General features: G+C 72.2%; 18 protein-coding genes. 11 read left to right on the plus strand and 7 right to left on the minus strand.

Annotation, left to right across the window (positions count from 1 at the left end; all coding sequences use genetic code 11):
• Nucleotides 1-38: 38 nt before the first annotated feature.
• Complete coding sequence (locus FGL94_RS04270) at nucleotides 39-827, minus strand: mechanosensitive ion channel family protein (RefSeq protein ID WP_144921252.1); 789 nt, start codon at nucleotides 825-827, stop codon at nucleotides 39-41.
• 5 nt (nucleotides 828-832) lie between these two features.
• The gene (dacZ, locus tag FGL94_RS04275) at nucleotides 833-1642 is read right to left on the minus strand and encodes a diadenylate cyclase DacZ (RefSeq protein WP_144921254.1); all 810 of its coding nucleotides are present in this window, start codon (nucleotides 1640-1642) and stop codon (nucleotides 833-835) included.
• A gap of 171 nt (nucleotides 1643-1813) precedes the next feature.
• On the opposite strand from dacZ, the gene FGL94_RS18495 reads away from it, so the two are divergent.
• Genes FGL94_RS18495 through FGL94_RS04295 form a run of 4 tightly spaced genes read left to right on the plus strand, consistent with a single transcriptional unit; the run spans nucleotide 1814 to nucleotide 6217 of the window.
• A complete protein-coding gene (locus FGL94_RS18495; RefSeq protein ID WP_206664909.1) occupies nucleotides 1814-2836 on the plus strand; it encodes a hypothetical protein in 1023 nt (340 codons plus the stop codon).
• Between the two features lie 58 nt (nucleotides 2837-2894).
• A complete protein-coding gene (locus FGL94_RS04285) occupies nucleotides 2895-4019 on the plus strand; it encodes an aldo/keto reductase (RefSeq protein ID WP_144921255.1) in 1125 nt (374 codons plus the stop codon).
• Between the two features lie 60 nt (nucleotides 4020-4079).
• Nucleotides 4080-4868 (plus strand): hypothetical protein, encoded by a 789-nt coding sequence (locus tag FGL94_RS04290; protein ID WP_144921258.1) that lies wholly within the window; start codon nucleotides 4080-4082, stop codon nucleotides 4866-4868.
• The gene (locus FGL94_RS04295) at nucleotides 4865-6217 is read left to right on the plus strand and encodes a hypothetical protein (RefSeq protein ID WP_144921260.1); all 1353 of its coding nucleotides are present in this window, start codon (nucleotides 4865-4867) and stop codon (nucleotides 6215-6217) included. The genes FGL94_RS04290 and FGL94_RS04295 overlap by 4 nt, the downstream gene beginning before the upstream one ends.
• A gap of 103 nt (nucleotides 6218-6320) precedes the next feature.
• Here the strand turns inward: FGL94_RS04295 and FGL94_RS18160 are convergent, their stop codons facing one another.
• Entirely contained in the window at nucleotides 6321-6491 is a 171-nt protein-coding gene (locus tag FGL94_RS18160; protein ID WP_008003086.1) for an HVO_0758 family zinc finger protein, read from the minus strand.
• Between the two features lie 118 nt (nucleotides 6492-6609).
• Here FGL94_RS18160 and FGL94_RS04300 point away from each other — a divergent pair, with 118 nt between their 5' ends.
• The 6 genes from FGL94_RS04300 to dhaM all read left to right on the plus strand — a co-directional run bounded on the left by FGL94_RS04300 (nucleotide 6610) and on the right by dhaM (nucleotide 11926).
• A complete protein-coding gene (locus FGL94_RS04300) occupies nucleotides 6610-7794 on the plus strand; it encodes an MFS transporter (RefSeq protein WP_144921262.1) in 1185 nt (394 codons plus the stop codon).
• Between the two features lie 99 nt (nucleotides 7795-7893).
• A complete protein-coding gene (locus FGL94_RS04305; RefSeq protein WP_144921264.1) occupies nucleotides 7894-9087 on the plus strand; it encodes a glycosyltransferase family protein in 1194 nt (397 codons plus the stop codon).
• 3 nt (nucleotides 9088-9090) lie between these two features.
• Complete coding sequence (locus FGL94_RS04310; protein WP_144921266.1) at nucleotides 9091-9684, plus strand: DUF7109 family protein; 594 nt, start codon at nucleotides 9091-9093, stop codon at nucleotides 9682-9684.
• A gap of 93 nt (nucleotides 9685-9777) precedes the next feature.
• Nucleotides 9778-10779, plus strand: coding sequence for a dihydroxyacetone kinase subunit DhaK (dhaK, locus tag FGL94_RS04315; protein WP_144921269.1), 1002 nt, complete (start codon nucleotides 9778-9780; stop codon nucleotides 10777-10779).
• Nucleotides 10776-11546, plus strand: coding sequence for a dihydroxyacetone kinase subunit DhaL (gene dhaL, locus FGL94_RS04320; protein ID WP_144921271.1), 771 nt, complete (start codon nucleotides 10776-10778; stop codon nucleotides 11544-11546). The genes dhaK and dhaL overlap by 4 nt, the downstream gene beginning before the upstream one ends.
• A complete protein-coding gene (gene dhaM, locus FGL94_RS04325) occupies nucleotides 11546-11926 on the plus strand; it encodes a dihydroxyacetone kinase phosphoryl donor subunit DhaM (RefSeq protein ID WP_144921273.1) in 381 nt (126 codons plus the stop codon). The genes dhaL and dhaM overlap by 1 nt, the downstream gene beginning before the upstream one ends.
• 18 nt (nucleotides 11927-11944) lie before the next feature.
• Here dhaM and ptsP read toward each other — a convergent pair whose 3' ends face one another.
• The 3 genes from ptsP to yqeC all read right to left on the minus strand — a co-directional run bounded on the left by ptsP (nucleotide 11945) and on the right by yqeC (nucleotide 14907).
• Entirely contained in the window at nucleotides 11945-13672 is a 1728-nt protein-coding gene (gene ptsP / locus FGL94_RS04330) for a phosphoenolpyruvate--protein phosphotransferase (protein WP_144921275.1), read from the minus strand.
• Nucleotides 13669-14004, minus strand: a complete 336-nt coding sequence (locus FGL94_RS04335; protein ID WP_144921277.1) for an HPr family phosphocarrier protein — start codon at nucleotides 14002-14004, stop codon at nucleotides 13669-13671. Before FGL94_RS04335 ends, ptsP begins: the two co-directional genes overlap by 4 nt.
• A 102-nt stretch (nucleotides 14005-14106) precedes the next feature.
• A complete protein-coding gene (gene yqeC, locus FGL94_RS04340; RefSeq protein ID WP_144921278.1) occupies nucleotides 14107-14907 on the minus strand; it encodes a selenium cofactor biosynthesis protein YqeC in 801 nt (266 codons plus the stop codon).
• 116 nt (nucleotides 14908-15023) lie between these two features.
• Between yqeC and FGL94_RS04345 the strand changes: the two genes are divergently transcribed.
• Entirely contained in the window at nucleotides 15024-16910 is a 1887-nt protein-coding gene (locus tag FGL94_RS04345) for an aldehyde ferredoxin oxidoreductase family protein (RefSeq protein ID WP_144921280.1), read from the plus strand.
• Nucleotides 16911-16927: 17 nt separating this feature from the next.
• On the opposite strand, the gene FGL94_RS04350 is transcribed toward FGL94_RS04345, so the two are convergent.
• Nucleotides 16928-18130 carry a redox-regulated ATPase YchF gene (locus tag FGL94_RS04350; protein WP_144921282.1) on the minus strand — a complete coding sequence of 401 codons (1203 nt, stop codon included), beginning with the start codon at nucleotides 18128-18130 and terminating at the stop codon, nucleotides 16928-16930.
• Nucleotides 18131-18161 lie beyond the last annotated feature (31 nt).

An 18161-nucleotide genomic window follows, 5' to 3' on the forward strand; every position in this document is an offset into this window, starting at 1 on the left:
AGGAGGAAGCCACGGGGGGTCTGCATTCGGGTCGGTCGCTACTCTCGAATGAGGACGATGCCGTCGCGGAACACCGAGTGGTTCGGCACCACGTGCTCCTCGCCGTCGGCCTCGATGCGAGTGACGAACAGGTCGACCTCCTGCACGATGCCGCGCTCGCCGGCGACACGCACCTCGTCGCCGATCACGTACGGCTGCCGGAGCAGGAGGAACACTCCGGCCGCCGCGCTCGCGACGAGGTCCTTCGTCGCGAGCGCGGCGAAGAGGACGACCGCGAGCGCGAATGCCCCCAACAGCACGATCAGCGCGAGGGTCTGGACCCCGACCTGTCCGAGCGCGATCAGGGCGGCGACGTACACGACGCTGTACTTCACGAGCGGCGGCAGCACGCCGAGTTCGGGGAGCTTGATCCCGCGGAGCCGCTCGGCGACGAGCAGCTCCGCCTTGTCGCCGACGACGATCCCGACGATGAGGACGACGACGGCGACGAAGAGCCGCGGGAGGAACGCGGCGACGCCCGACCAGAACTGTTCGAGGTAGTTCACTTCGGCGACCGTGAGTGCGACGATGACGGCGACGGCGAGGATGAAGTAGCTCGACAGCTTCGCTAAGATCCGCACCGTCGAGGTGTCGAACTCGCGGGCGGTGCGCTCGAAGGCGGTCCCCTCGATCACCTCCGGGACCCCGGCGCGCGTCAGCAGGCGGCGGTTGATCACGCCGACGATGTACGCCGCCACCAGCCCGAACAGCAGCACGAACAGGGCGAGCCAGATCCGCTCCGGGACCCCCGCGGCGAACTCGGAGAGGGGCGTCGGTACCGCTGACATGGGGATCAGTACTCCTCCGGATCGATCTCCAAGACGAGTTCTCCCGCCTTAAACGCCCGCACGAGCCCGTCCGACTCGGAGAGCACGATGGACGTCGAGTTGGTGTCGCGGGTGATCGCGGCGCCGGACATGTGGCGCGCGCCGAGCCCCTTCGGGATGTCGACGCCCTCCGCGCCGGGTTCGAGGTAGCGGTACGCGGAGACTATCTTCCCGGAGTCGGAGACGACGAACGCGCCGTCGAGCCGCGAGAACTCCTTTAACATCACGTTGACGATGGGGTCGCCGACGTGGACGTGCGACTTCTCGAAGGGGTTGTACGACAGCGGGCGGGACTTGTTCATCACCTTTCCCGCGTCGCCGACGACGAACAGCGCGCCCACCGGCTTCCCCTTCTGTCCCTTCTGTCCGAGTTCGATCGCGACCTCGAACACGTCGCGGATCACGCTCGGCTCGGCCCGCGAGTTGACGAAGAGGTCGTAGATCCCGGTGTGGACCGTCTCGTCGACGGTGACGCGGATCACCGCGTCCGACCCGCCGTCGAAGACGGACGCGATACAGACGACCTCGTCGCCCTCGGAAACGAGGTCGGCGTCCATCGCCCCCTCGAGCCCGAACCGGATCCGGTCTTTGACGTTGTCGAACGGAAGCGGGAGCTCGACGAACACCTCGGCGTCGACGTCGTTGTCTGGCGCGACGACGATGACCTCCGTGTCGCCGTCCTCGAACCGATCGTGGAACGAACTGGTCGGCGAGAACAGCAGCACCGCGTCGGCGTCCTCGACGAGATCGGACAGGTGGTCGGTGAGCGAGCCCATTGGTTCAGGGTCTCTCGGACGACGTATAGTCGTTGCGTCGGCGTCATGCGAGCGTCTGACACGTCCTTCGAACGCGACCGAACGCGACACGAGACGGCTGTTCGGTGAGGGGCCGCTTCCGCGGCGATCGGGACAGAAGACATATGCCGATACCGTCGGGAGCGAAACGACATGGTTCAGCCCTCCCGAAGACGGGTTCGGCCCTCCCGAAGACGCGTCCTGTCGTCCATCTGTGCGACCGGTGGCGTCCTCCTCGCCGGCTGTGTAGACGGGCCGGGCGAGTCGAACGACACGGACGAAGGCGACGCGACGACGGGAGACGACGGCGAAACGACGCCGTCCGACTCGGCCCAGTCGGTCCCGGAGTTCCCCGAGGACACCGCCTCGGACGCGTGCCCGCCGTTCGAGAGCGCCGAACGGGTCGTCTGCTACGAGGCGGTCGATCCCGAGGCGCTGCCGATCGTTCTCGTTCCGGAGACCCAGTCGGTCCAGCCGGACCGACCGGCCGAGTTCACGCTCCGAAACCGGAGCGAACGGCGGTTCGAGACCAACTACTATCACTGGCAGCTGTACAAGCGCGTGGACGGCGACTGGTACTACATCGCCCCGGAGTCCTGGCCGGAGCCGCTGACACCGCTGGCGGCCGGCGACGACCACACGTGGACCGTAACGGTAGCGACCGGTCGCGTCGGCGACGGCGACTCGGTCGAGCGCGTGGAGGGGACGGAATCGCTCACGCTCGCCGGCCTCGGCGGCGGGCACTACGCGTTCGGGACCGACGGGTGGTTCGCGGCCGGCTCCTACGAGGATCCCATCGCACTCGCGGCGGGGTTCGAACTGGACGCCGACCCGCTGCGGTTGACGCCGACGGCGGCGATCGCGGAGACCGAGTGGGACGGTGAGACGCTCGTCGCCCGGTCGACGCGTGGCGAGCCCGACGGCGAGGACGACCGACCGGACGCGTTCGTCCTCGAACGCACCGACGACACCGAGGCCGACGCGGAGCGAGTCATCGTCGAGCAGGTCGTTCGGAATGACCAGTTGCGCGACGCCGTCGCGCTGAGCCGGGAACGCGACGCCGACCGGGTCCGACTGGAGGAGTTCAGCGACTCGATCCCGCCGTTCAGGCTCGACGACGTCCGGACGTACGAGTTCCGGGGCGACCGCTACCGGGTGACGACGAGCGAGGGGTGATCCCCGCGAGACGGCTTCCCGCGCGACTTTTACCCGCAAGGAGACTACCCGGACGCATATGGCGACCCGCGAGGCCCTCTGGGACTACCGCGACGAGTTCGGCGACGCCTTCGGGCGCACCTACTTCCGGCGGTTCGGCCCGGGCGTGGCCTCCAGTATCGGGATCGGCACCTACCTCGGCGACCCCACCCTCGCCGTCGACGACGCCTACCGCGAGGCGATCGGCCTCGCGCTCCGCTCCGGCGTGAACCACGTCGACACCGCCGTCAACTACCGGTGCGGGCGCGCCGAGCGCGTCGTCGGCGAGGCGCTCCGGAACTCCCCGATCGACCGCGACGCGGTCGTCGTGGCGACGAAGGGCGGGTTCCTCCCGTTCGACGGCGACCGCCCCGACGACCCCGCCGAATTCGTCCGCGAGCGGTTCGTCGAGCCCGGGATCGTCGCGCCCGACGACCTCGCAAACGGGGCGCACGCGATCGCGCCGGAGTACCTGGAGTGGTCGCTCGACCGGTCGCTGGACCGGCTCGGGCTCGACGCGGTCGACTGCTACTACGTCCACAACCCGGAGACGCAGCTGGCGACGCGCTCGCGGGACGCGGTGTACGATCAACTCGAGGCCGCCTTCGAGCTCCTGGAGCGCCGGCGCGCCGCGGGCGACGTCGGGGCCTACGGCGTCGCGACGTGGGACGCGTTCCGCGTCGCCGAGGGCGACGAGCGGTACCTCTCGCTCGCCGAGGTGCTCTCGCGGGCCGAGGCCGCCGGCGAGGCGGTCGGTCCCGGCGACGACCACGGGTTCGAGGCGGTCCAACTCCCCTTCAACGTCGCGATGGCGGACGCGTTCACGCGGCGGAACCAGCGCTCGCCCGGCGGCGACTCCGACGGCGACCCCGACGCGGAGCCGATCTCCACCCTGGAGTTCGCCCACGAGGCCGGGCTCTCCGTGGTGACGAGCGCGAGCATCGGACAGGGCGAACTCGCCGTCGAGGGCGCGATCCCGGCCGACGTCGACGCCACGCTCGCGGGCGAGACCCCGGCCCAGCGCGCGCTCAACTTCGCTCGGAGCGCGCCGGGGGTCACCTCCTCGCTCGTCGGCGCGAGCGACGTCGACCACCTCCGCGAGAACGTCGCCGCCGGAACCTTCGACCCCCTCGGCGCGTCGGCGTTCGACGCGGTGTTCGAGTGAGTATCGGGCGACGACCGGGCCGGCAAAAGACGTTTGTCGGGACCGGCCCAAGCCGGCGTCATGTCCCCCACGCGGCGAGCCCTCCTCCGGAGCGCGTCGCTCGGTGCGCTCGCGCTCGGCGGCTGTCTCGGCACCGAGACGCGACGTGGCGACGACTCGGGTCCGGCGTCCGAATCGACATCGACCGCTGGCAGAGACGGCGATCCGACCGTGCTGAAGGTCCGGAACCCCGGCGGCGAGGCGGCCCTCGTCGACCTCGCCGTCGAGAGCGACGGTGATGGCGACGCTGACAGCGAGAACGACGAGACCGGCGACACCGACCCCGCCCCGATCGGGCGCGAACTCGTGACGAACGCCGACCGGGCGGCCGAGCTGACGGTCGCCCCGGGCGTCGCCGAGGCGGACCGCTCGCGGGTCCGGTCGTTCCTCGACGACACCGACTACGAGACGGAGACGGTGTTCGTCGCCCGCGCCGGGATCAGGTCGTGTTACCGGTTCCGGATCCGGTCGGTCTCGTGGGAGCCGGGCCACGTCGAGTACGGGTACTGCCGCGAGCTCCGACCGCCCGACGCGGCCTGCGAGGCCGACGCGCGCGACGCGGTCGGGCTCCTCTTCCGGCTGCCCGCCGCGCTTCGGTCGCCGCTCTCCGGGTCCGGATCGAGCGGGCACTCCCCCTGCCGGGCCGTCGGGACGGGGTACGACCGGATCGACGCGAACGCGACCGTCCCGGGGAGCGACGCGGCGCTCGGCGGGACCGGGGACGGCGAGACCGGGGACGGCGAGACCGGCGACGACGGGGCGGCGGACGCCGAAGCGACGAGCGGCGAGACCGGGGGTGACGGCTCGTGACGCGACGCCTCACCCGCCGCGGCGCGCTGGCGGCCGCCGGCGCGCTGGCGTTCGGCGGCTGTCTCGACGGCGACCGCGACCGCGGCCGAGGGTTCTGGGACGACCCCCCGTCGCTCGACACGAGCGGGGCGTCGAGAGCGATCGGGACGCCCGTTCCCGACCGCCCGCGGCTCGTCCCCGTCTCGATCGAGACCGAGGTCTCGGCGGCGCTCGCCGACCGCGTCGACCGACTGCTCGGACCGGTCCCCGACCCGCTGACTGCGGAGACGCTCCCGAACGGGGCGATCCGCGAGCGGATCACGGGGGCGCGCGACGCCGCCCGCGACGCGCTCCCCGCGCCCGGGGAGTCGCTCACGCCGCACCGGCGAGCGGAGCGCTTTGCGACCGCGCGCGGCCACGCCGCGACCGCGGCCGGCACGTGGGCGGGCGTGACGACCGAGGGCGACCCGGGAGCGGTGACCGCGGATGTGGGGACCGTCCGGAATCGGGCCGCCGAGACGCTGGAGACTCTCCCCGGGACCGCGTCGGACCCCCTCGCCGGAGCGGGGGTGTACGGCCCGATCGAGCGCCGGCTCGACACGGCGCGCCGCCGGGACCTCGTCGGCGGGTCCGCGGGCGTCGCGGACAGCGCGAACCCCCTTCGAGCCGGGGAGACCGTCGGCGACATCGAACGGGTGCAGTCGCACGTCGAGGTCGGTCGGCACCTCCGCGACCGATACCGGGAGTCGCTCGCGGAGCCCCAGGCGGTCGACGCGCCGCTTCGCCGGGCGGCCGAGCGTCTCGGGGGCGCGATCGGCGACCGGCTTCGGGAGCTTCACGGCGGCGACACCGACCGACTCAGAGGGATTCCCGGGGCGGACGCGTTCCTCGACGACCGGCCGGTCGCGCGCGACGCGCCCAGCGTCTCGCTCCTGTCTCGCGCGAGCTACCGGACCTTCGAGGACCTCCGGTTCGATCCGGTCCCGATCGACGACTGGACCCCGGATCACCCGGCGACGGCGCTCACCCGAACGGCGCTCGCTCGGGTTCGGCTCCGCGCGCTCGACGCCCTCGCTGTACGGATCGAGGGCGGGGAGACGATGTTTCCGGCGGACACCGCCGATATCGAGGATGCCCGCGACGCCGCGATCCGGTCGGTGGAACTGCTCTCGACGAACCCGAACCCGCTGGCGCGCTGGCTCGGGGGCCGGTTCCGGTCTCTGTTCGACGAGCGGGACGCCGCGCTGGCGCGGAGCGATCCCCGGGTTCGCGCCGTCGTCGAGGCGTTCGGGACGTACCGGTGGATCGAACTGGTCACCGAGGAGGCGGCCCCCGTACTGGCGTCGATCAGCGACGCGATCGGGTCGTAGACCTCCCGTACCGGGAGAGAAGAGGGAACACTCGGGCGAACGAGAAAAGCGGGGGAGCGGTGACGCCGGTTTCGATGACGGTGCGACGAGAGACCGAGAGGCGTCAGCGCAGCTCTTTAAACGTGGCCTCGCACTCGGGGCAGACGCGGACGGAGAACACCTCGTCCGGGTCGTTCTTCTTTTTAAGGACTTTCTCGCAGTCGGCACAGTTCAGCCGCTCGTAGGTGTCCTTGAACAGGTCGCCGTCGCGAAGCCCCTTCCGCGTCGATTTCATGGCTCGAAGTTGATCGCGTGACCGTATAAAAACCCCGTACGACGCCGGTCGGACACCTCGGATCGATCGGACGGGTCGCTTTCGCAACCCTTGTCTCCCGCCGCCGACAACGACGCCCGTGTCACGGAGTCGGCTGTTCGGGTCGCTGTGTGCGATCGTCTTCCTCGCCAACTTCGCGCGGGTCGTGTTCGCACCGCTCGTGGGCGAGTTCATCGGCGAGTTCGCGATCGGCGAGGGGACCGCGGGACTGATCGTCACGCTCGCGTGGCTCGGCTCGGCGGCCCCGCGGCTCCCGGCGGGCTGGGCGCTCACGCGTTTCTCCCGGCAGTTCGTGGTCCTCGTCTCGGGGGCGATGCTGACGCTCGGCGCGCTCGGCGTCGCGCTCGCGCCGGGCGTGCCGACGCTGATGCTCGCCACGTTCGCGATCGGCTTGGCGTCCGGCGTCTACTTCGTCGCCGCGAACCCGCTCATCGCGGAGCTGTTCCCGACCCGTGTCGGGCGCGTGATGGGCGTCCACGGGATGGCGAGCCAGCTCGCCGCCGTCGCCGCCGCGCCGGTCGTCACGGTCGCGCTCTGGTACGACTGGCGGTTCGCCTTCTACGGGCTCGCCGCCGCCGCCGCCGCCTCCACCGTCGTCTTCGCCGCTTTCGCCCGTCGGACGGACCTCCCGAACGCCGGCGCGGGCGACACCGACTTCGTCGCCGGCGTGCTCACGGAGTGGAAACTGATTCTGGCGGGCGTCGTGCTGATGGGACTCACGAGCTTCGTCTGGCAGGGCCTGTTCAACTTCTACGAGCTGTACATGATCGACAAGGGGCTTCCGCCGTCGACCGCGCGGAACCTGCTGACGGTGATCTTCGCCGCGGGCGTCCCGGCGTTCCTCGTCTCCGGCGACCTCGCCGACCGGCTCCCGCATATCCCGTACCTGCTCGGGATCGTGTCGACGTTCCTCGGCGGCGTCGTCCTCGTGGTCGCCTCCTCGGGGGTGGCCGCAGTCGTCGCCGCCAGCGTCGTCGTCGGCTTCACGATCCACATGCTGTTTCCCGCCGGCGACACCTACCTGCTCGCGTCGCTGCCGGACGAGTCGCGGGCGTCGGCGTACGCCGTCTTCTCCGCCGGGATGATGACGACGCAGGCGGCCGGCTCGTGGGTCGTCGGCGAGGCGATCGAGGCCGGCGCCGGCTACGACGCGGTGTTCCTCTCGCTCGCGGGGGGACTCGCGCTCGTCGTCGTCGCGTACGCGGTTCTGGAGCGGCTCGGTCGGGTTCCCGGGGGCGCCGCGGACACGGAGCACGCGGCCTGACCGGTCCTCCCCGCGGTTCGATCGACGGCTCCCCGCCGGACCGGCACGGGAGCACGGGTATCGCACCTATTTAGGGCGTCCCGCCCGTGTAACGGATAGATGGAGTACGTTCAAGAGCGCGTGACCACGCTGCACGCGTTGACCGACCACCGGCCGGACGCCCCGACCGGCCGAGCGGCGGTCGTCGTGCCGATGACGGAGCGCGAGTACGGGACGCTCGCGGCCGATCGGGTCCTGACGGCGCTGGAGACGGTCGATCCCGCCCGCGTCGTCGTTCCCCTCCGCGCCCCCGCCGAGCGCGTCGGGCCCTTCGCCGACTGGCTCGACGGCTTCGACGTGAGCGTGGAGCCGCTCTGGTGCGGCGGGCCGCGGCTCACGGATCTGCTCGCGGCTCGCGGGCTCGACGGGGACCGCGGGAAGGGCCGAGACGTGTGGCTCGGGCTCGGCCGCGCCTTGGAGGAGGAGTTCGTCGTCGTCCACGACGCCGACACGAAGACCTACTCGCCCGCCTTCGTCAACCGATTGCTGTTCCCGCTCGCGCGCGGTCACGACTTCTCGAAGGGGTACTACGCCCGCGTCGAGGACGGGTCGCTGTACGGGCGGCTGTTCCGGCTGTTCTTCAGACCGCTGGTCCGCGCGCTCGCCGACGCGACCGAGCGCCGCGATCCCGGTGTTCTGGAGTACCTCGACGCGTTCCGCTACGCGCTCGCCGGGGAGTTCGCGGCGACGACCGACCTCGTCTCGCGGCTCCGCGTCCAGCGCGGCTGGGGGCTGGAGGTCGGGACCCTCGGCGAGGCGTTCGCGCACGCCGGCTTCGCCGAGAGCGCGCAGGTGGATCTGGGGCGGTACGAGCACGACCACCGCTCCGTCGACGGCCCGACCGGGCTCGCCGACATGAGTCGGGCGGTCGGCGAGGCGACCCTGCGCGCGGTCGAGGGCGCCGGCGTCGCGGTCGAGTACGACGCGCTCGCCGACCGCTACCGCGAGGCGGCCGGCGGGCTGATCCGCGGCTACGAGACGGACGCCGCGTTCAACGACCTCGACTACGACCGCACGGCCGAACGCGATCAGGTCGAGACGTACGCCGACGCGCTCGGCGAGCCGGGACCGGACACCCGCCTGCCGGCGTGGCGCGACGCTCCCGTCACGCCCGCCGAGGTCGCCGACGCGGCGCGGGCCGACCTCGCGGCCGTGCGGGAGGGAGGCTCGAGACGGGCGAGCCGAAAGCCGGGGGAGGCCGACCGCGTGCGACCCGCGGACCCGAGCGCCGACGCGGCGCCGGGGGAGGACTGACCGATGGGAGACCGGCCCGACGGGTCCGAGGGCGACGCTCCCAGCGTCGCCGCCCGCGACGACCTCGCCGGCGTCGTCGACCTGTTCGAGTGGCTCACCCGCGAGGAGCTGTCGGAGGCGCTCTCGGAGCTCGCTTTCAAACGGCGCTCCGAGGTCGACGACGACGCCATCGCCGCCGCCATCGACGTCGCGGTCGCGGAGTACGCGCTCGTCCCCGCGCCGCCCGCGGCGCTCTCTGAGGCCGGAGCGGGGGGCGCGCCGGAAGCGGTGGCTGATCCCGCCGGCCTCGACGAGGAGGGTGACACCGACAACGCCGACGCGGTCGCCCTCGCGGTCGGCCCGGCGGCGTTCCCCTCGCTGCCGGCGGACGCCGAGGACCTCCCGCACATCCTCGACGTTCCCGAGCGCGACGTGGACCGCGAGACGCTCTCCGAGGCGGTGGTAGAGCGGCTGTCCGAAGACGCGGTGACCGCGATCGGAGCGGGCGACGCGGAGCGGCTGGAGGTCCTCGCCGACGTGACCTACGACATCGAGGCGTGGGCGCCCGTCGACGCCGGGGACATCCGCGATCGGATCGTCGACGAACTGGACGGGTAGGCGTCGCTGCGGCGAGACGACCGCTCCATCGACGACCGCTGACCCCCCGGGGGAACATCTTTAATGGAACAGAGAGTGTCATTGACGTTGATTATGAAGAAGCTGATCAACGACCCGGACGACGTCGTCGACGAGATGCTGGACGGGATGACCGCGGCGTACCCGGACCGGCTCCGACGGCTCCCCGACACGCAGGTGGTCGTGCGCGACGACGCGCCGGTAGACGGGAAGGTCGCGCTCGTGACGGGCGGCGGGAGCGGCCACGAGCCGACCCACGCGGGCTACATCGGCGACGGCATGCTCGACGGGGCGGCCGCGGGCGACGTGTTCTCCTCGCCGACCGCCGACGAGTTCGAGGAACTGATCGACGCCTGCGACGCGGGCGACGGCGTCCTCGCGATCATCAAGAACTACGAGGGCGACGTGATGAACTTCGAGACCGCCATCGAGCTCGCCGAGATGGAGGGCGTCGAGGTCGAGAGCGTCGTGGTGAACGACGACGTGGCCGTCGAGGACTCGCTGTACACCTCCGGGCGCCGCGGCGTCTGCGGGACGATCCTCGTCCACAAGGCCGCCGGCGCGAAGGCCGCCGAGGGCGCCGACCTCTCGGAGGTCAAACGCGTCGCGGAGAAGGTGATCGACAACGTCGGCACGATGGGCACCGCGCTCACCTCGTGTGTCACTCCCGAGAAGGGCGAACCCACCTTCGATCTGGGCGACGACGAGATCGAACTCGGGATCGGGATCCACGGCGAACCCGGCACCGAGCGCACCGAGCAGATGCCCGCCGACGAGATCACCGACGCGCTGACGGAGGCCGTCCTCGACGACCTCGACCTCGATTCCGGCCAGGAGGTGCTCACGGTCGTCAACGGGATGGGCGGGACCCCGCAAATGGAGCTGTTCGTCGTCAACCGCCGGCTGCAGGAGCTGCTCGGCGAGCGCGACCTGGAGGCGTGGGACGCGTGGGTCGGCGACTACATGACCTCGCTCGACATGGCCGGCGCGTCGATCACCGTCTGCGCCGTCGACGACGAGCTGAAGGAGCTGCTCGGCGCGCCGGCCGACACCCCCGCGCTCACCCGGACGCGATGAGCGGAGACGAGCCGATCGAGGCCGCCTCCGACGGCGCCGCCGTCGTCGCGGCCGTCGAGGCGGTCGCCGAGCGCATCGAAGACGAGCGCGCGCACCTCACCGAACTCGACTCCGCCATCGGCGACGCCGACCACGGCGGGAACATGGCCCGCGGGTGGGCGGCCGCCGCCGAGGCGGCCCGCGACCTCGACGATCCCGACCCCCAAGCGGTCTGTAAGACGGTCGGGAAAACGCTCATGGCCGAGGTCGGCGGGGCCTCCGGTCCCCTGTTCGGCGGGTCGCTCGTGTTCGCGAGCGCCGAGCTCGACGGCGGGGTCACCGCCGAGAACGCCGTGGCGTTCGCCGAGACCTACCTGGAGAAGGTCGAGGACCGCGGCGACGCCCGGGTGGGCGACCAGACGATGGTCGACGCGCTGACCCCGGCGGTCCACACGTTCAAGAAGTCGGTCGAGACGGACGGCCTCCCGCCGCTCGAAGCGCTCGCGAAGGCGGTCGACGCGGCCGAGCGCGGCGTCGCGTTCACGGTCCCGATCCGGGCCAAGAAGGGCCGCGCCTCCTACCTCGGCTGGCGGTCGGTGGGGCATCAGGACCCCGGTGCGACGAGCACGCTGTACATCCTCGAAGAGCTGCTCGCGGTCGCCGCCGCCGCCCTCGACGCCGAGACCCCCGACGTCGACGCGACCTCGCCGACGATTCCGGACGAGGCGGCGGAGGGCGGCGCGGGCGACGCGGCGGACGCGCCCGACGCCGGCGAGGGAGGCGACTGATGGTCGGCCTCGCCGTCGTCTCACACAGTGAGCGCGCCGCCGAGGGGATCGTCGAGGTCGCCGCCGAGATGGCCGGCGACACCCGCATCGAGCCCGTCGGCGGCGACGGACGGGGGGGGATCGGCACCGTCCCGGACGCGATCGGAGACGCCATCGACGCCGCCGACGACGGCGACGGGGTCGTCGTCCTCGTCGACCTGGGGAGCGCGGTGATGAACGCCGACGTCGCCGTCGAGATGAGCGACGCGGAGGCCGTCATCGCCGACGCGCCGGTGCTGGAGGGCGCGGTCAACGCGGCCGTCGCCGCCACCGACCCGTCCGCCACGCTCGACTCGGTCCGCGAGCAGGCCGAGGCGGCTCGGGGAATGGAGAAGCTCTAGCGGGAGGACCGCGGGCGCTCACTCCCCGTCGACGCCGAGTACGTCCCGAACCTCGGTCCGGGTCTCGCGGGCGAGCGCCTCGTCGGCGAGCGCCGTCGCCTCCGCCGAGTCGATCTCGCTGACCCGGTTTTTCACCGCCGGTACGGTCACCGCGCTCATACTGAGCTCGTCGAGCCCGAGTCCGACGAGCAGCTCCGTGAGCGCCGGATCGCCGGCCATCTCGCCGCACATTCCGACCCACGCGTCGGTCCCCGCCGCGGCCGACACGGTGCGGTCGATCGCGCGCAACACCGCGGGGTGGAGGGGGTCGTGATACGCGTCGACCCCGTCGTTCTCGCGGTCGGCCGCCATCACGTACTGAGTGAGGTCGTTCGTCCCGATACTCAGGAAGTCGAGTCGCTCGGCGAGCCGGTCCGCGAGGAAGACCGCGGCCGGCGTCTCGACCATCGCGCCCAGCTCGGGGACCGCGTGGTCGACGCCCTCTCCGTCGAGGTCGGCGGCGACCGACTCGACCGCAGAGATCGCGTCTTCGACCTCCTCGATCCGGGAGACGAGCGGGAACATCACCGCGAGCCCCTCGCCGCCCTCGTGGGCCGCCGCGCGCAACAGCGCCCGGAGCTGCGTCTCGAACAGGTCGCGGTGCTCGCCGAGCGAGAGCCGGATCCCCCGCCGTCCGAGGAAGGGGTTCGCCTCGTCCGGCAGATCGAGATACGGCACCCGCTTGTCGCCGCCGATATCGAGCGTGCGGACGACGACCCGGTCGTCGGGGAACGCCGACAGCGCGGCGGTCACCGCCTCGTACTGGTCCTCCTCGGTCGGGGGCGTCTCGCGGTCGTAAAAGAGGAACTCCGACCGGAACAGCCCGATTCCGTCGGCGCCGCGCTCGGTCGCGGGGGCGATCTCCGCCTCGCTCCCGACGTTCGCCGCCACCTCGATCGACCGGCCGTCGGCGGTGGAGACGCGTTCGGTCACCACGGGTGCCGCGGCCGAGCCGACCCCTCCGCGGGTCGCCGCGTCGGGGTCGACGACGACCCGCCCGTCGGTCCCGTCGACGAGCAGTTCGGCGCCGTCCTCGACCTCGCGAAGCGGCTCACCGACCCCGACGACAGCCGGGATCGACAGCGACCGCGCGATGATCGCCGCGTGGGCCGTCCGGCCGCCGGAGACGGTCGCGATCCCGGCGACCGCGTCCGGGTCCAGCTCCGCGGTGTCGCTCGGGGTGAGCCGCTCGGCCAGCAGCACGGTCCCCGCCGGGAGGTCGCCGAGGTCGGCGAGAGCGGCGCCGTCGTCGGCGTCGGTGTCTGTTCGAGTATTTAAAAGGGCTCGAAGCAGCCGGTCCCGCACGTCCCGCAGGTCGTCGGCGCGCTCGGCCATCGGTCCGTCCAGCGCCTCGAACTGTTCGATCGCGGCCGCGAACCGGTCGTGCACGGCGTGTTCGGCCGGCGTCCCGTCCCCGACGGCCGCCTCGATGTCCCCGACGAGCTCCGGGTCGTCGAGGAACTGCTCGTGCGCCTCGAACACCGCCGCCTCCTCCTCGCCGACGCGCTCGGCCGCCCGGTCGCGGGCGTCCCGGATCGACTCGCGGGCCGCGTCGCGGGCGTCGGCGAACCGCGCCAGCTCGGCGTCGGCGTCGACGGCGGACGGGTCGGGGCGGTCGGGGAGCGTCAGCCCGGCTTCGGGGCGGTACCAGCGCGCCGCGCCGACGCCCGACAGGGGAGTGCTCCCGACGCCGGTGAGCGTCCTCACGTCGGGTCACCGCCGTCGGCGGCGCTCTCGGCGTCGTCGCTCTCGCTCCTCTCGTCTTCCTCTTCTTCGACCTCGCTCGTCAGCAGATCGCAGACCGCGTCGAGCGCGTCGGCCGCCTCCGCGCCCTCGGCGACGACGCGGACCGACTCGTCGCGGCCGACGTTCAGCCCGCTCACCGAGAGCATGCTGTCGGCGCGGACGAGCCCGTCGTCGCCGTCGTCCGCGCGACCGATCGACACGTCGGCGTCGAACCGGGTCGCCGTCTGTACCAGCTTCGAGGCCGGCCGCGCGTGCAGGCCCGCCTCCGGCACCACCGTCACGGTACGTTCCATGGGTCGGATAGGCGCGGAGTGTCCTTATAAGTGCCTTCGACAGAACGAGATGGCCTCGCTACATGGGGACGGGCCGGGTTTCAGTCGACGGCGTTCGCGGTCTCACTCGACGACGCCCACGATCTCCTCCTCGATCATCCGCGCGAGGACGACCCGCGACACGTCCGCCCGCTCGTGAACGACCCGAGCGATCTCCCGCGCCGTCGCCTCGTCGTCGGCGTCGTCGACGGCGTTCACGAGCGGTATCGCGGTCGCATCGTCCGGGATACCTTTTAAACCGCCCCGCTCGTGTGCGAGGACGCGACCGACCAGTTCGGGCGTGATCTCGTCGCCGACCGCGGCGTCCGTGATCGCCGCGACGCGCTCGGGGCGGTGGACCGTTTCCGCCGTCAGCGGCTCCCCGACCGCGCCGACGCTCGCCACCGGAATCACGCGGTCCGCGCCCGCCGGGACCTGCGGCTCGCGCTCGTTCGGGGCCTTCAGAAGGCGCGTCCGCGCGCCGTCGGCCTTCACGAGGACCGGCCCGTCGTGCGCGGCCCCGATCTCGTCGACGACCGCGGGATCGTACCCTCGATACCGGTCGTCGCGTTCGCGCTCCGGCACCAGTCCGAGCGGGAACGCCCCGGCGCCGCCCGTCGGCTCGGCGTCCCCCTCGGACTCCTCTCCTCCGCTCACCGCGTCCTCTCCTCCGCTCGACGCGATCTCGTCGATCGCGGCTACGGGGTCCTCGGCGACGCGCACCGCGGCGACTTCTCGGTCGAAGATGGGGATCCGGACCGTCGCGGTGAGCACCGCCCGGTCGAGCCGTCCGGCGAGCGCGTAGAGGGTGGTCTTCTTCCCGCCGGCGCCGACGAGACAGGTCGTCCCCCCGGTCGCGTCGAGGGCGTCGACGACATCGTTCATGTCCGGATCCGTGGACGGCCGTGGGCGAAAGCCCGTCGGTCGGGGCGGGAGGTCGGACCGGGGCTGTTTGCCCCCGGCGTGTGGTTTAATCCCGCTCGTCCGCGAGGTGAGTCACGATGACGGTTCCCGACCGGATGCTCCGCGTCGACCTCTCCGCGGAGCGCGTGCGCAGCGAGCCGGTCCCCGAGGAGTGGCTCGCGCGCTACGTCGGCGGGAAGGGGCTCGGCGCGCGGTACCTCTACGAGATGGAACCGAGCGTCGACCCGGCGTCGCCGGCGAACCGGCTCGCGTTCGTCGTCGGCCCCCTGACCGGATACCTCCCCGGTGAGCCCCGCTACGCGGCGGTGACGAAATCACCCCTCACGGGGACGTTCCTCGACTCCTACGGCGGCGGGTCGTTCGCGTCCCGGCTCGCCGGTTCGCTCGATGACCACCTCGGAGTCGTGATCGAGGGGGCGGCCGACGAGCCGGTGGCTCTCTCGATCGACGGCGGGGAGGCGACGATCGAGCCCGCGGGCGACCTCCGCGGGCTCGACGCGGCCGAGACCGACGCGCGGTTCCCGGACGCGGCCGTCGCCTGCGTCGGCCCGGCCGGCGAGGCGGGGGTCCGATACGCGACGATCGCCTCCGACGGCGGCGACCACCACGCGGGTCGGGGCGGTGCCGGCGCGGTGATGGGCGGGAAGGGGCTCAAGGCGGTCGTCGCCCGCGACCCGGCGCCCGAGGTCCCGGCCGCGCTCCGCGACCTCCGCGAGCGCGACGAGGAGGCGTTCGCCGACAGCGACGCCGGCCGGTGGCTCGCCGCGGGCGACACCTTAGAGACCGTCGGGTTCGGCGACGAGACCGGCGTACTCCCGACCCGCGGCTGGCAGTCGCGCCGCTTCGACGGCGCCGAGGAGATCGGCGTCGAGCGGGCAAGCGAGCGCGCGACCGGGCGCGAGCGCTCCGACGACCCGGTACCGGGCGGGTTCAGGGTGCCGGCGGACGACGGAGACGGTTCACGCGACGACGACTCCGACGACCATGAGGACACCGTTCCGCGCGGCGGGACGCCGATCGCGCTCGGCGCGGGGCTCGGGATCGACGACTTCGATGCGGTCGCGGCTCTCGGCGGCGTCTGCGACCGCCTCGGGATCGACGTGATCTCCGCCGGCAACGCGGTCGCGTGGGCGGTCCGCGCGATCGACGCGGGGCTGATCGACCCCGCCGATCACGGCGTCGACCGCGGGCTCTCGTTCGGCGACGAGGCGGCCGCGCGCGCGCTGATCGAGGAGATCGCGGCCCGATCGACCCCCCTCGGCGACGCGCTCGCGGACGGGGTGGCGGCCGCCGCGGAGCGGTTCGGCGGGACCGACCTCGTGCCGACCGTGAAGGGGATGGAGCTGGCCTCCTACGACCCGCGCGGCGCGGCGACGATGGCGCTGGCGTTCGCGACGGGCGACCGGGGCGGCTGCCACCGACGCGCCCGACCGGTCGAGACCGAGGCGGTGGCCGATCCGGGGTGGAGCCCCGCCGAGCGCGCGGCCGTCGTCGCCGACGAGCAGGACCGGCGGGCCGCGCTGTGGTGTCTCGTCGGCGACGACTTCCTCGCCGAGAGCTTCGGGTCGGCGGCGGCCGCCGAGTGGTTCGCGGCCCTCGGCGACGAGCGGGACCCAGACGACCTCCGGCTGCTCGGCGAGCGCGTGTGGACGCTCACGCGCCTGTTCAACCTCCGAGAGGGGTTCGACCGCGGCGACGACGGGCTCCCGGAAGCGCTGACGCGGGGAACTCGAGGCGCGGGCGAAACGGACGAGGGGCGCGAGGGCGCGACGGGAGTCGACGACGGCCTCGATCCCGACGCGTTCGAGGACCTCTTGGACACGTACTACGCATATCGCGGCTGGGACCGGGAGGGCCGGCCGACGCCCCGGCTGCTCGATCGGCTCGGGCTCGCCGACCTTCCCGACTCGGCGACGCCGGTCGGGTCGGCGGAGGGAGTTCCGAGCGTCGACGGCGACGACTGAGCGACGGCGGTACCGACCTACGGCGCCGCCTGCTTCGTCGAGATCAGCTCGATCACGTCGCGGTGGGAGAGCTCGTGGTCGGCCCCCACCTGTCGGCCGCTCCGACAGTCGGTGCCGTGGAGGAGCCCCTCGCCGATGTCCGAGTGGATGTGGAACGCGAAGTCCTCGGTCGTCGCCCCCCCGGGGAGGAGGAAGCAGTCGCGGAAGACGCCCTTCTCGTCTTTGCTCCCGTTCGCGGAGCCGGGGAAGACGGCGATACAGCCGAGCACGTCGAAGACCGCCGATTCGAGCGCGCCCTGCACGCCGGTTCCCTCGTACTCGGCGACGAACTCGCCGATCTGATCGAGCCCCGCCTCCTGTTCGCCGGAGACGTCGCCGACGACTTCGAAGTCACCGTCGCCGGGAGTGTAATCGACGACGCCGGCGTCGTCCGCGTTCTTCAGGGCCTTCTCGGCGTGGGCGCTCGCGGGGACGAAGGAGAGGTGGTCGTAGTCGGGGTCGGTCGTGATCTCCTCCCAGTTCGCCTGGGCCTCGGGGGTGTCCATCTTGTTGGCGGCGACGACCATCGGCTTCGTGCGCTTGCGGATCTCGCGGGCGAGGTCGGCCTTGTCCGTCTCGTCCCACGTCTCGGGGTCGAGCTCGAGCCCCTCGGCGAGGATCACCCGCTTCATCCGGTCCTTGTCGATGCCGAACGCGGACATCTGGTCGGCGAGCTCCGCCTCGATCGCGGCGTCCGCGCCGTGATACCGCGTCTCGAACTTCTCGAGACCCTTCTCCAACACGTCGAGGTACCACGCGTCGAGCTCCTCTTCCAGGAAGTCGATGTCCTCGCGTGGGTCGTGGCCCTCGGTGGTCTCGCCCTCGATGTCGGTCTTGCCCGAGAAGTCGACGACGTGGATCAGCACGTCGGTCTCGTTGAGGTCGGTGAGGAACTGGTTGCCGAGCCCGCGCCCCTCGTGGGCGCCCGGGACGAGACCGGCGACGTCGACCAGCTTGACCGGGACGAAGCGAGTCCCCTCGCGGCAGACGCCGACGCTCGGCGTGCAGGTCTCGTCGAACTCGGGGGCGGCGCAGTCGACGCGGACGTACGCCTCGCCGACGGTCGGGTCGATCGTGGTGAACGGGTACGCGCCCTCGGGCACGTCGTTCATGGTCGCGGCGTTGAAGAACGTCGACTTCCCCACGGAGGGCTTGCCGACGAGGCCGATCCGATAACTCATTGGCATCACTGCGCGATCCACGGTAAAAAGC

It is taken from the genome of Halorubrum salsamenti (assembly GCF_007671685.1).
GTDB classification, from domain to species: Archaea; Halobacteriota; Halobacteria; order Halobacteriales; family Haloferacaceae; genus Halorubrum; species Halorubrum salsamenti.